The sequence below is a fragment of the Oceanobacillus sp. FSL K6-0127 genome (genome assembly GCF_037983385.1).
Lineage (GTDB): Bacteria > Bacillota > Bacilli > Bacillales > Amphibacillaceae > Oceanobacillus > Oceanobacillus profundus.
Window position 1 is genome coordinate 1,468,280 of the sequence record NZ_CP150287.1, and the last position, 12,893, is coordinate 1,481,172.

The 12,893-nt window shown below is 35.1% G+C and carries 11 protein-coding genes and 2 pseudogenes; 3 read left to right on the forward strand and 10 right to left on the reverse strand.

What is annotated here, in order from left to right:
• Positions 1-526 precede the first annotated feature (526 nt).
• On the reverse strand, positions 527-1,459 hold the full coding sequence (locus MHH64_RS07320; RefSeq protein ID WP_095312497.1) for a YafY family protein: 933 nt from the start codon (positions 1,457-1,459) through the stop codon (positions 527-529).
• 119 nt (positions 1,460-1,578) lie between these two features.
• Here MHH64_RS07320 and MHH64_RS07325 point away from each other — a divergent pair, with 119 nt between their 5' ends.
• The gene (locus tag MHH64_RS07325) at positions 1,579-2,217 is read left to right on the forward strand and encodes a DJ-1/PfpI family protein (protein WP_095312500.1); all 639 of its coding nucleotides are present in this window, start codon (positions 1,579-1,581) and stop codon (positions 2,215-2,217) included.
• Between the two features lie 561 nt (positions 2,218-2,778).
• Here the strand turns inward: MHH64_RS07325 and MHH64_RS07330 are convergent.
• Positions 2,779-3,687, reverse strand: a complete 909-nt coding sequence (locus tag MHH64_RS07330) for a LysR family transcriptional regulator (protein ID WP_095312503.1) — start codon at positions 3,685-3,687, stop codon at positions 2,779-2,781.
• 137 nt (positions 3,688-3,824) lie between these two features.
• Between MHH64_RS07330 and MHH64_RS07335 the strand changes: the two genes are divergently transcribed.
• Positions 3,825-4,844, forward strand: coding sequence for an alpha/beta fold hydrolase (locus MHH64_RS07335; RefSeq protein ID WP_095312506.1), 1,020 nt, complete (start codon positions 3,825-3,827; stop codon positions 4,842-4,844).
• A 193-nt stretch (positions 4,845-5,037) separates the two neighbouring features.
• On the opposite strand, the gene MHH64_RS07340 is transcribed toward MHH64_RS07335, so the two are convergent.
• The 5 genes and pseudogenes from MHH64_RS07340 to MHH64_RS07360 all read right to left on the reverse strand — a co-directional run.
• Complete coding sequence (locus tag MHH64_RS07340; RefSeq protein WP_095312508.1) at positions 5,038-5,259, reverse strand: hypothetical protein; 222 nt, start codon at positions 5,257-5,259, stop codon at positions 5,038-5,040.
• Between the two features lie 681 nt (positions 5,260-5,940).
• On the reverse strand, positions 5,941-6,174 hold the full coding sequence (locus tag MHH64_RS07345; protein WP_340002966.1) for a hypothetical protein: 234 nt from the start codon (positions 6,172-6,174) through the stop codon (positions 5,941-5,943).
• Positions 6,175-6,294: 120 nt separating this feature from the next.
• On the reverse strand, positions 6,295-7,278 hold the full coding sequence (locus MHH64_RS07350) for a DUF418 domain-containing protein (protein ID WP_158586322.1): 984 nt from the start codon (positions 7,276-7,278) through the stop codon (positions 6,295-6,297).
• Between the two features lie 182 nt (positions 7,279-7,460).
• The gene (locus tag MHH64_RS07355) at positions 7,461-8,195 is read right to left on the reverse strand and encodes a protein rep (RefSeq protein ID WP_158586323.1); all 735 of its coding nucleotides are present in this window, start codon (positions 8,193-8,195) and stop codon (positions 7,461-7,463) included.
• A gap of 65 nt (positions 8,196-8,260) precedes the next feature.
• Positions 8,261-8,542: pseudogene (locus tag MHH64_RS07360) on the reverse strand (ATP-binding cassette domain-containing protein); the annotation flags it as partial.
• Positions 8,543-8,845: 303 nt separating this feature from the next.
• On the opposite strand from MHH64_RS07360, the pseudogene MHH64_RS07365 reads away from it, so the two are divergent.
• Positions 8,846-9,131: pseudogene (locus tag MHH64_RS07365) on the forward strand (GNAT family protein); the annotation flags it as partial.
• A gap of 297 nt (positions 9,132-9,428) precedes the next feature.
• On the opposite strand, the gene MHH64_RS07370 reads toward MHH64_RS07365, so the two are convergent.
• The 3 genes from MHH64_RS07370 to MHH64_RS07380 form a co-directional block, all read right to left on the reverse strand.
• Positions 9,429-9,824: an SRPBCC domain-containing protein gene (locus MHH64_RS07370; RefSeq protein WP_095312517.1), complete on the reverse strand. Its 396-nt coding sequence runs from the start codon at positions 9,822-9,824 to the stop codon at positions 9,429-9,431.
• Positions 9,825-10,289: 465 nt separating this feature from the next.
• On the reverse strand, positions 10,290-11,465 hold the full coding sequence (locus MHH64_RS07375) for a CAP domain-containing protein (RefSeq protein WP_340002967.1): 1,176 nt from the start codon (positions 11,463-11,465) through the stop codon (positions 10,290-10,292).
• A 447-nt stretch (positions 11,466-11,912) separates the two neighbouring features.
• The gene (locus MHH64_RS07380; protein WP_095312520.1) at positions 11,913-12,824 is read right to left on the reverse strand and encodes a DNA-3-methyladenine glycosylase; all 912 of its coding nucleotides are present in this window, start codon (positions 12,822-12,824) and stop codon (positions 11,913-11,915) included.
• Positions 12,825-12,893: the final 69 nt, after the last annotated feature.

A 12,893-nucleotide genomic window follows, 5' to 3' on the forward strand; every position in this document is an offset into this window, starting at 1 on the left:
GCTACTGATATTAAACTTGCCCATAAAAAAGGACGCTTCAATTGAAACGTCTCTTGTAAAAGATATCAAATTTTTATAGTGATAACTCTAAATTGCGATTTGCATTTATTGCATTAAAATTGCATTATTTTAATTTTTTATATCAGTTTATATGGATTGATACTTCTTTAAAACCCTTTATAATCAATGATATTGCTCTATATCTAGCATCGTGAAAGTAGAGTGGGAGTAAGGTACTAACTTGATTTGGAGTGGGAATGCCTATTTAACGGCATTTGTCCTAAGCTAAAATGAAGAAAATGTATTAAAAATAATATAGTTCCCTACCAAAAAACCTTCCAAGGAAAAATTTTGGTAGGGAATTTTGTTTTTACACTGAATTTTGGTAGGGACTATTTTACAGTAGAAAAGACAAATAGTATGTACGTGTCATTTTTAGTTTTAAATGGCACTATTTTATCCTGAAAAATGGCAACAGATTTAACTAAATAGAACAGTATAAGGATAAAAATTGAGATTTCTTGATTTAATTCTCATATAAGTTAGCTATATCATCTATTTTCCGTTTTAATTCTGTTCGGATATGTAAAGGCTCTAAACATTCACATTTATCACCAAAACTTAAAAGGATATTGTAATAATATTCGTTTTCTATAAAGGGGAAAGTAACAATGTAGTACTCATCACCGTCTGGTGAAAAATGTTCATACATACAATAATCAAGTGCTCTATCCATGACGGATTTATGAATACGAAGTTTGATCTTTATTTGTATAGTTGCCAAAATATCAGCAAAATCCAATAGTGGTTTTTGATAATCTCGCGGCGTAAAGAAAATCTTTTCTAATTTTAGATTTGATATACGAGCTAATTTGAACAGACGAAAATCATTTCTTTTATAACAGTATCCTTGAAAATACCAATGATTACCCTTCAATACAATTTGATGCGGTTCAGCTTCTCGTTCAGTTTTATTTCCATGACGGTCGGCATATTCAAACGAAAGTAGCTTGTTTTCTTGTAAAGCTATTTTTATGATTTCTAAATATGATTGTACGTTCCTATAACCTATCCACTGACTTAAGTCGATATGTATTTGATCTGTTTTTAATTTGATCTCGTCAACTCTATCTACTGGGATAAAACTTTTTACTTTCGCAAGGGCGTTTACCAGTTCGTCACTTTGTATCATATTGGAGAGACTAGAAAGTCCTGTCAAAATAGTAGAAATATCAGTAGTTGAAAAAACTTTTCTATCAATTTTATAGTTTTTCATTATTTCAAAGCCACCTCCTACTCCCGATGTTGAGGAAATTGGAATACCTGCGATGTTGATGGCATCTATATCACGGTAGATTGTGCGAGTTGAAACTTCAAACATATTTGCTAACTCCTGTGCGCCTATCCGCTCTTTATCGAGTAGTATCATAATAATGCTAACAAGCCTGCTAACTTTCATTTGTTAACCGCCTTTCAAAAAATTTCTTCATTTTAGATTGTTGCCATATTGTTGTCAACAATAGATAAGTATAATAATAATAAAACAATCAATCTATTACAATTAAATGGAGGAAAATTATGAAAACAATCTATATTTATGTACTTGATACTTTAGCTGATTGGGAACTAGGATATGTTACTTCGGAGTTAAATTCTAGGAGGTTTTTTAAAGAAGATGCGAATCAAGTATCGATTAAAACAGTCAGTTACTCCAAACAATCAATCAGTACAATGGGCGGAATGACAATAGTTTCTGACTACTTAGTTGATGACATTATTGTAAGTGAAACAAGCATCCTGTTATTACCAGGTGCAGATACATGGAATGATCCAAAGCATGAAGCTATTCTCGTAAAAGCAAGCAAGTTGCTCTCTGTAGGTGCTACAGTATGTGCAATCTGTGGAGCTACCGCAGCACTTGCAAATTTTGGGATACTGGATAACCGTCCGCATACTAGCAATGGTCCGGGATTCCTTGAAATGGTTTGTTCTGATTATAAAGGACAAGATTTTTATATAGACCAACCGTCTATTGCATCTAATAACCTTATTACTGCTGGATCCACTGAAGCTTTGCTATGGACGAAACAAATCATTGAGTGCTTAGATGTTTTTAAGTCAAACACATTAGAATCTTGGTATAACTATTTTAATTCTGGTGATTCTAAATATTTCTTTGAACTTATGCAAACTCTACCATCTAACAATAAAAATTAAACTATTTTTGTTATTATCAAAATCCTATAAGGAGATTACTAAATGTGCTAATCTCTTTTTGATATTTTATTTCCAGTAAATTAATGAATGAGTTTAATGCTGATGTATTAGTTGTATCACGCTGATTAGGGCATAGCTCTAGCAGGGTGAAAGTAGAGTGGGAGTAAAGTAAAGACATAACTTGATTTGAAGAGAGAACGCCTATTTAACAGTGTTTATATTAATCTGAAATTGACAATTTGGTATAAAATAAGATAGTTCCCTGCCAAAATCCCTGCCAAAAATAAGTTGTTAGGGATATTTTTTTAGATAAAGCGATGGTAATTTCGTTGAAATTTTTAAGATAGTTAATATATGATAATATTAAGATGTGAAATTTTGTACTTAAACGAAAGGGGCAGAATAGTTTAGGTCAAACTCTTCACGAAGTCTTAGTAAACGAGTGTTAGAATCCTCTATTAAATAATACGGTAAAACATAGCTCATTATTTATAGAGGAGCAAGGCATCTTAGTTATCACAGTAAGATGCCTTACTAGTTAGGAAAATATCGCTGAATAGGCTAAACCGTTTTATTCTCCTCCTTTAAAGCTATAACTTCCCTTACTGCTTCTATGAAAGATAATATGATTGGTGAAAGCCACTTGTCTTTATGCCATGCCATATGTGTATATACATGCAAGTCAGAAATTTGCCATGGAAGAGGAACAAGGTCACCCCGTTCAACTTCTGCTTCCACTGTGATTTCCGGAAGAAAGGCAATACCGATTCCAGAAATTGCACATTGTTTAATGGCTTCCGCATTTTGAAACTCTAAATAAGTAATATCATCAATGCCCTTTTTCTCAAATGACCGGTCAAACATGGTTCGATAGGGACAGCCCTTTTCATTAACCAGTAATACTTCTCCGTGAAAATCTTCCTGCTGCAGTACTGGTTGTTTCGCAAGTGGATGATCAGGAGCGACGAACAAGCGGAAAGTTTCTTCCAGTAATGGTTCCACTGTAAGCGCCGTTGAGAGAATGGTTTCGTCCAGCATAAAGACGATATCTGCGGTTCCCTCAAAGAGCGTTTGCTTAAGTTCCTGATTTGGAACAGAGCGGAAGATTAGACGAACACCTGGATAGCGCGAACGAAATAGCTGGAAGACAACTGGAAGCCGATAGGCGCAAAGAACCTCATTCGCACTAATCGTTATGGTGCCGCTTGGATTTTCATTATCATGAATGGCACTACGAGCTTCGTCCAATTTGTCTAGAACGCTTTGGACATGATTTAAAAAGCGTTTACCCGCAGTTGTGAGAACGAGTTGCTTGCCCAAACGGTCAAAGAGACGAACACCAAGCTCTTCCTCCAATGCTTTTATTTGCATCGTGACATTGGAGGGGACGTAGTTCAACACTTCCGCAGCCCGACTGAAATTTAAAGTTGATGCGACCATGCGGAATGTATTCAGTTGGCGCAATTCCATCATACTACCCTCCATTTTACTTTCAATATTATTGAATACTGCTTTGAATTTTGTTCACTTTTATTGAGATTATCACAGCTTTATACTAACAACAAGAAATACATTTTGGATTTCAATTTGAAAGGAGCAACAATACAATGGATTACGAAATTTTTGATTTGGGTGACGTTACCTTACAATCAGGAGCGACACTACCGAACGCTTTTCTTGCTTATAAGACTTATGGGAAATTGAATGAAAAGAAAGATAATGTCATCATCTACCCAACTGCTTTTGGAGACCAACATGTTCAGAATGAATGGCTGATTGGAAACGGAATGGCACTAGATCCACAGAAATATTTCATTATTGTTCCAAATCTGCTGGGAAACGGATTATCTTCGTCTCCTAGTAACACGCCTTCTCCATTCGACAAGGCTAATTTTCCGGAGGTAACCATCTATGACAATGTTAAATTCCAATATCGTCTGGTGACCGAAAAATTCGGCATTCAAAAGATTGCCCTCGTAGTTGGATGGTCAATGGGAGGCATTCAATCATTCCAATGGGGGGCAAGTTACCCCGACATGGTGGAACGAATTGCACCTTTCTGTGGAGGTGCAAAGACTTGGCCACAAGCGTATGTGGTCTTGGACGGGATGAAAGCTGCGCTCATGGCTGCAGTTGGTTTCGATTCAAGTAAATTAAACCAGTTGACTTCTGCGGACATGCGAACCGTTGGTCGTGTCTATGCGGGATGGGGGTTATCGCAGGCGTATTACAGAGAGGAACTTTATCGTGATATGGGATTTGACTCATTAGAACATTTTGTGGCTGGCGTCTGGGAAGACAGCTTTATGAAGATGGATCCGCACAATGTCCTCGCCATGTTATGGACAGGCCAAAATGCAGATATTAGTGCAAATCCTATCTATAATGGCGATTTCGATGAGGCGCTTAAAAACATTAAAGCGCTAGCCTGCGTCATGCCAGGGAGTACGGATCTCTTCTGTACTGCAGACGAAAACGAATACGAGGCTAAGCTTATACCTAATGCTGTTTTTAATCCTATCGAATCTATCTGGGGCCATTTTGCCGGCCGCGGAATTAACAGTGTTGATAATAAATTTATTGATGACAACCTGAAAAGATTGTTGGCACTTAGTACAAACAGATAGAGGAAAATGTCATTCTTGAAATATAGCAAGGCAGCTAGAAAGTTTTTTGCCATTTTTTCTATAACTATTCGGGCTGTTGTTGCATAAAAAAACAAGGTAAAGGACTAGTAACTAATCCTTTAAACCCTGCTTCTTTCAAATATCCGATTACAGAAGGACACTAATATCAAGCTGTTATTTTCTTTATTCGGATTTATACGACCAATAAAAAGAAAAATACAATAATTAAAATAATCCCTAAAGCGATTAGTAAATTGCTTAAAGGGTTTTTCCTGTAAGTTAACCCAACTAAGGAAACTAATAAACTAGCAATAGCCAAAGCGATAAAATTATTCAACGGAACTGGTAATAGTAGAATAATTCCTGCAGTGAGTATGAGAATTGGTGCAATAATTTTAAGTTTTTTTTCTGTCATATAAAATCCTACCCTTCAGAAATATTAAATATGATAGGATTTGGGGAAGGGAGAGGTTATACGAATATTTTACCAAAGAGATCCATTTTTGATAGGATTAGTTTCTATCATCACAATCGGGAGTATAAACTAAACCGTGTAAGTAAGAGAGCGTACGGCTCTTACATTTACTAGAATCTTTAGTAAATCGCGAAGGTTTTTATGCATGGTTATCGCGATTTACTTTTTGGTTTTGATACGTCAATTGACAACTAAATTTCATCGTACAATATCTATTGTACAGGTTGAAAAACATTGAATATTGGAGTGTCAAAACAACATAATATATAGTCTATACCTTGATATAACAATAAAATGGCATACGTCGATTCGTATGCCATTTAGCGTGTCATTGAACTAAAATGCACCTCAAAACGGAACCCTTTATTACTTTAGATGCTGATTTTTTAAATGCCATAAGTTATCCGTCTTGCTAAACTGGTTCCATCAAGTGATCCTTTTTGTGTCTATCTTGGTTTTGATTCTACAACATCTCCATTTTGATACACATCATAGAATCCTATCGTTCCAGTACCTCCATTATTAATATAATCCTGACTTCGTGCTTTTAATGAATAAAATAATCTTCCATCTGAGGCCTCATAAAGTACACCATTGCTGCTAAACACTAAATCATCATTATCAAGGGCAGCCTCTGCATAAGCAACCGCCGATTCTACTGTGGCTCCCCTGTTTGACGATGGGCTGTTGTTCAGGTGGCCAATTTAATATTGTTTCATATCCTGCTGGTATTTCTGATTCTGCTTGTTGAACCGATTCATTTTCCGGAGCTGCATCTACTGTTTGATTAAAATCAGGTGAACCTACAAGCGCAACCGCAACTGCGGGAACTGCCAATAACCATTTCTTCTTCAACATCATTCACTCCTTAAATAATTTGGTTGTTATTCAGATACTCCTTTTAGTGATGCATAAAACGCCTTCTTATAAACCTCTCTGTTTTTTTACATTGAGATCACCTCCTAACCTGATTCATTACCTTTCCTGGAGTAACTTTGAATGATTAGCATTCGTTTTATAACGTTCGGGCAGCTTACCGTACGTTGCTATTTTCCATATAAATTCCATGGGACCGATCTTGAAATATTGAAACCAAATGGTGCTGTATATCATTTGGATTATTAAAATTATGAAGGCAATGTTCATTAATGTTGTTTGATGCACATGACCTTTTAAATCGAATAGGCTACTAGCTGTTAAAATCAGAGCGGTTTGAACGAGATAGTTCGTTAACGCCATTCTTCCAATATACTTAAGAGGTGTTAATAACTTTTGAATCATATCGTGCCGGAGCAATAGTGTTAAAGTAGTCACATAGAACGCACTTACAACGGGAGCAGAAATTGCACCAGCTAAATCGATTTGTCCATTTTCCTCCATTAATAAATATTGAATAAAAAGTACTGCAGGCAAGAGACAAAGAGATGAAATTTGCACGATACGAAATGCTTTTTGATGTGCTGTAATATTTTCAAAAACGCCCCATTGCCCCATGCATAAACCAAGTAGAAACATAGGCAAGATCATAAAATAACTTCCGCCAAGAAGTACGGCAAGGATTAATAGTATGACAGTGATAATAAAGTTAATCTTCGGTTTAATCCTGTAAAAAGGAATAAGGATGAATCCGAAAATCGCATAGGGGAGCAAAGCTTCTCCTAATTGGAAGAATTGATGGATCAATCCAAAAATGGATAATACGATCAATCTTTTTATAAACAAGGCTGTACTTTTATCACCGCGATTCACTGCTCGTGTCATGAAAATATAGAAACCAATTCCAAATAAAAAAGAAAAGATAATAAAAAATCGCTCGTGTACCGCATAATTTAAGATTTGGCTCCAAAAATAGTCTGATTGAACAGAGGAAGGTAATATTATTAGTGTGATATTGGCGAATATTATGCCTAATAGAGCAAAACCTCGCAAGAAATCTAAAGTATCAATACGTTGTTTCATCATAAACTCATCCTTTACTTATTGATAAAGCTAAATCTTTGTGCTCGGGTCAGAAGCTAGAGTAAATCCAAAGGCGCGGCAACGGTATGAACTTTCCTATTGATAAAGCTATGATGACGGAAAACACGGAAACCAACATCGATTTTCCTTACAACAATTTACCGAATAATAGTATGGAAATATTAATTGTTTCGTTTTCCCCAGTTGTATAAAAGCACATTGACATATTCTGTTGAATCTCTTTCTTTATATTTATCTAGTTTCCCATTTTTCCATAGATTCATAGATTCTTTAAAAAGTCCTGTCTGTACAATTAACCGTTTACCTTTCAATGCTTGATAAAAAGCCTCAAACACTTGTTCATTAACAAGATGATCGTCTTTTACCGAAGATATGGTGAGCTCAGACATCTTTTTATCGCTATCCTCTCTCACTTTGAGAACATCAACTTGTTTGTTATGAGAGCTGTCCACCCCTTGTTTCCATAATTCAAGCCAACGATCATATGTTATATAATAATTCTTATCTGTAAAATAACTTTTATTGACGACAAATAGCACATGGATACGTGGTTGATAATCATCACGGTCTTTATTGTAGATGACTTCCAATTTACTCACATAACCCTTTATCTTCTTTTTAACCTCTTTCTGTTCCATTAGTTTTTCACAAGCTTTACTATGCAATTCAACTTCATTTTCCAATTCATCAGCTAACACGTGATTAGCTATCAACGTAAGAAAAATGAACTTCTTTTGATACTTCTGTTTGATATATTCCATTTGAATTGCCAGTGCTAAAGCATCCCTTCTTGCTTTAAACCAGGAACAAATCGTCTGACAAGAATTGAGCTTATGCTGTTTCCTTTTTTTCGGCTTTTCATCACTCGCAAACATGATAATTCTATTCTTATCCATGCATATTCCTTTCTGGTTTATCGTTAAGTTAATGTGTTCGTTTGTTAATTTCTTCATCAGCACGGTTCTTGAAATATAAATCCGAGATGGACGCTGCGAAAGTCAGCAAGCTGATTCCCTTTCATTTTTGCAATATTATCATTTTCTATATAAATATCACCTTTAGAAGGGGTATCAATTGTCGCTAGTACATGAAGTAATGTTGACTTTCCAGCACCGGATGGTCCCATGATTCCTACAAATTCACCATGATCTATCGCAAAGGAAATGTCCTCCAGTGCTTTAAACGTATTCGTTCCTTTTCCAAAGACTTTCTCAACATTTTTCACCTGTAATAAAGATTCCATTATTCCTTCACCTCTTTCGTATGTTGTCTTTACTGTATCCCTCCATCCTTAAACTACAATCACATGAACCTTACAAAATCCTTAAATACGTTTTTTTATAATTCCTGTTAAGATAGAATAAACCAGATGATAATAACAAGTATGAAAAGGTGATAAACATGGAAAAACCACGCATACTATCGTTGACGATAAACAAGACTTATGCTAATTAATGAAAACAAGCTTAACAAAGTAAGGGTTTTTTGAAATCGAAATGGCAGGTACCATAGAAGCAGGATGGAAAAGATTTCAAGGTTTCGAATTCGTACCCTGGAGCTTTGAGTTGAACATATTTTTAACATCTTACCTCTTGTTAGAGATGGTTTAACTACTTGGTCTGGAAATGAACGTATGATTCGTGTAGGGGAAAAATTAGTTGAAAATGGAAACTTGTATTAGGAAAGTTCGCTACTACGAAGGTAATTATTATGATTCAATTCGTATGGGGATTTTACGGGAAGTAGGAACAAGGTTTGAAATGCAACTCTTGTTTTTTAGATATGATATTGTGAAGTATTGTACTTCAACTATAGGGTCTTTTTTTACCTGAAATGTCCCATAAAAAACCTTGCTTTTCTACAAAGTTAATTTGCTCAATGTTAGGTAGGCATGGATCTCTAATATATAATCCTTTTGATAGCAATAAATCCTTTGATATCTCGTATAATTCCATTGTCTCTGATAGACATTCTTTATAGAAGGCAGTGAAGTCTGACCTTACAGCTTATGACAATGAAAAGCCGCATTCTTCCGTTAGAAAATGCGGCAGTTTCAAAAGAATAGTTGTTTACTTAAAATCAGACGTTCAGGGCTGAACCCAAAATAAGTTACAAAAATGGACCAGCTGTTAAGTATATGGAAGTTCCTTTCCTTCAACAAACGCTTTTAAATTTTCCAGAGAATGATCAAAGCCCTCCATGTTTAAAGTTACTTGGGTTTTCCCTGACTGAATGCTTAATTTATAGGAAAAAAAGATGTCATCTTCCTTTGAGGAAAATGAGAATACCTGATTCGGAATCACTTCTTTAATTTCAAAGCTCATTGGAATGCTTTCGCCATCTTTAAGATTGTTGTGTTTACTTGGCATCAAAGTGAACGCCGCTTTTTCTCCCACTTCCAGTTTCGGAATTGACCATTTAGAACCGGGAGCGTACCACACTGAAAATTTCTCGTCATTTGTAATAGCATCCCAAATTTTTTCTCGATCTGCATCAATTAATATGGAGCTAGTATCACTATTCATCTAATAAGCCTCCTTTGCCATTAATATTAACACATACTGGATTGTACTCTTAATTTCTTTCCACACTATTTTTCGATAACCCTTTAAAAAAATCCAAAATAGAAATTATACATTAAGTAGTTGTAATTTTGATACTTGTAGCTGATTTCTAAAATGAATTAATCTTTTTTGTGCGATTAGGATCAACCCCCGCTTATTGTTATTTATATAAAGAGAATGTAATAACTGTCGTATGGGATAGGCACTGGATAAAATTTATGTATAAGTTTTACCTGGCAAGCTTTTCAGGGAACGATTATAAATAAAATTTTTGGAAAGCATGTTTAAATTTAGATGTGCAAGTAATTCCTTTTTACTTTGGTATTAAAAGATATGATTAGTTCGTTTAAAAATCATCAATATAGGAATAAGAAAAAAACGCCTTCCATTTGAAAGGCGTTTAAAATAGAAATTAAGGGATTAATATTACCATTGATTACTAAGAAACTTCTCCGTATAGAATGGTTGATTTTCTTCATTAAAGTCTACACCAATTCCTAATTCGGTAAAGCCATTGTGTATGATATTCTCACGATGCCCTAGTGAATTCATTAAGCCTTGGTGAGCGAAAACACTGCTAAATTGCCCGTAAGCTAGATTTTCTCCAGCACTTGTAAAAGCAACCTCATCTTCTCTCATTCGGTCAAAAGGAGACTGACCTTGTAAATTCGTATGACTGAAATATTGATTATCAGCCATATCGGTACTGTGTTTTCTTGCGGTCTCTCTTACAGCTTCGTTCCACTCTAGTACAGGTAGGCCGTGATTTACACGAGTAGCATTGGTTAAGTCGAATAATTGATATTCAAATCCTTCTTTTAATGCCTCACTACCAGGAGTGTAAAGGGTATCTTTCGCAGCTTCTAAGTCCTGATCAATTATTTGAATAGCTGTAACCTCATCACCTTCATGAATATCGTAAAATATCGTTACATAGTTTCTATCTATTTGGTAAACATCGTATTCCCCATCACTGTTTATTTGATAATTAAACCAGCCATTGCGAATCAATTCTTCTGGTTCACCTAACGTTTCGTTCACAGTAGCTTTTGTATCACCTAAGACAATATTAAACTGTGAAGAAAGTAAGTCTTGATTTGTAAATAATCCACGAACAACTTCTTGTTCATCATACGCTACCATCATAAAATTTTGGTAGTTTTCATGGTAGGTGGACCAATCTACACCATACTCATTCTCACTCTCACGCATAGGTTCTCCATACATCTCTTCAACCGATTTTTTTGTATCACCCAGCTCCACATTGCCGACAGAAAAGGATTGCTCATCTGGCGTTGTCAGTTCAGGTTTATCAACTTGTTCGTGTTCTGGTTCATGTACTTGTACAGAACCGACAATAGAAGAGTAAAAAGATGTTGCTTCATCTTTTATTTTGTCAAAATCGAAGCCAAATTCAATGTCATTATCTATCGCTTGGGTGGTAAATTCCTTTACAGATTGAAAAGCATCACTAACGGCTTCAGGAACATATCCACGAATGGAATCCTCCCAAAACGGTTTTGTCCAAAAAGCTAATAATATGATTAACAGCATAAAAAACAATCGCTTTAAAATATTTATCCCAACCTTTTTCTTTGGCATTGTTTCGTTATATCAAGAAGCAATCCTGTTCAGGAAACAATTATAAATACTATCTTATTTTTATTATTATAGTCAATTCCTCCTTAGTATTTAATATCTTTAATTTTACAACATAAAGTTAACTCTAGGGCAACCTCATATAAAAAACTTATCGAATTTTGCGTTATGCTGAGGAAATAAGATTTCAAACTTAACTGAATGAATGATGAAATAAATATAGAATCCAGTATATCCAAATTTAGATATACTAGATTCTATTATGTTGAAAATATAATTTTCAATTTATTCCCTTGGTTATATTTTATAGCAAAATTAGTCTGAAATTTGTTTGCTGCAATGGATAATACGTGATGTTCTTGTAGGGAATTTTTAATTCTGCATGTAATTTAAGCTGCAAAGGTTTAAATCAAAGATTGCGTTCTCCTATGTGGTAAAATTATCTCTGTTTCAATACAAGAGTCGCCATAAATAAAAAGTTGCGTAGGATTCCCACCCTTTCCAAGGTGCAGCTAGTTTCATTATTTCTTCTTTCGTTGGTTTCTCTTTTGCACCTGTTACATGTTTAATTGCATTATGCAGCCCTACATCTGCAATCGGGAATGCGTTCGGAAATCGGAGACAACGCATTAACACATAGTTTGCAGTCCATGGACCGATACCACGAATATTGACGAGCATTTTTTCTGCTTCTTTAAAGTCACGAGTACCCATTATAAGTGATTTAGACAGACTTCCTTCTGCGATAAGCTTAGCAACCCCGATAAGGTATTCACATTTTTTAACCGTCATTTTTAATGGTGCTAGATCTTCAACTGTAAGCTTAGCAATGTCTTTCGCTTCAGGAAAAATCCAATATTGATGACCCTTCCATTCAACCTGGCTTCCAAATGTTTCTACAAGTCGCCTTTTTAACGTATACGCGTATGTCAAATTAATTTGCTGTCCAAGAATCCCCCAAGCTATTGCTTCAAATAAATCTGGGATTCCTATGTTGCGTAATCCATAAAATTCAACAATAGACTTTTGAAGCAGCAAATCATTTTTAGCCATTTCATAAAAAGGCTTTAAGTCAGTATCCAAATCAAACCAATCTCTTATATACAAATTCACTTCTTCACGTACTTTTTTACTTATCGGATAAGTTTTTTCTAAAAAGCGAATCAGAAGATTTCCATCCGAGTTTTCACTGATTTCGACCAAAAGAGTTTCATCTAAGGCAGGAATCAACCTTATAATCTTATTATCTTGAATTTCAAACATACACTCATTTGGAGACCGCCCGATGTAACGCATATTTTCTTTAAAGCTGAATTCTGTTGGAGCCTTTATAACAAAATTATCACTTTGATTAACGATCATTCAGAATGCTCCTTCCTATTTCCCATATAACTAGTTGTATCATATTTTTACAAATAAAAATTTTGTTTT

Excerpts from the sequence above, each read along its gene's own strand:
- MHH64_RS07320 (WP_095312497.1), bottom strand. The coding sequence starts at position 1,459 with ATGAAAGTTAGCAGGCTTGTTAGCATTATTATGATACTACTCGATAAA.
- MHH64_RS07325 (WP_095312500.1), top strand. The coding sequence starts at position 1,579 with ATGAAAACAATCTATATTTATGTACTTGATACTTTAGCTGATTGGGAA.
- MHH64_RS07330 (WP_095312503.1), bottom strand. The coding sequence starts at position 3,687 with ATGGAATTGCGCCAACTGAATACATTCCGCATGGTCGCATCAACTTTA.
- MHH64_RS07335 (WP_095312506.1), top strand. The coding sequence starts at position 3,825 with ATGGATTACGAAATTTTTGATTTGGGTGACGTTACCTTACAATCAGGA.
- MHH64_RS07340 (WP_095312508.1), bottom strand. The coding sequence starts at position 5,259 with ATGACAGAAAAAAAACTTAAAATTATTGCACCAATTCTCATACTCACT.
- MHH64_RS07350 (WP_158586322.1), bottom strand. The coding sequence starts at position 7,278 with ATGAAACAACGTATTGATACTTTAGATTTCTTGCGAGGTTTTGCTCTA.
- MHH64_RS07355 (WP_158586323.1), bottom strand. The coding sequence starts at position 8,195 with ATGGATAAGAATAGAATTATCATGTTTGCGAGTGATGAAAAGCCGAAA.
- MHH64_RS07370 (WP_095312517.1), bottom strand. The coding sequence starts at position 9,824 with ATGAATAGTGATACTAGCTCCATATTAATTGATGCAGATCGAGAAAAA.
- MHH64_RS07375 (WP_340002967.1), bottom strand. The coding sequence starts at position 11,465 with ATGCCAAAGAAAAAGGTTGGGATAAATATTTTAAAGCGATTGTTTTTT.
- MHH64_RS07380 (WP_095312520.1), bottom strand. The coding sequence starts at position 12,824 with ATGATCGTTAATCAAAGTGATAATTTTGTTATAAAGGCTCCAACAGAA.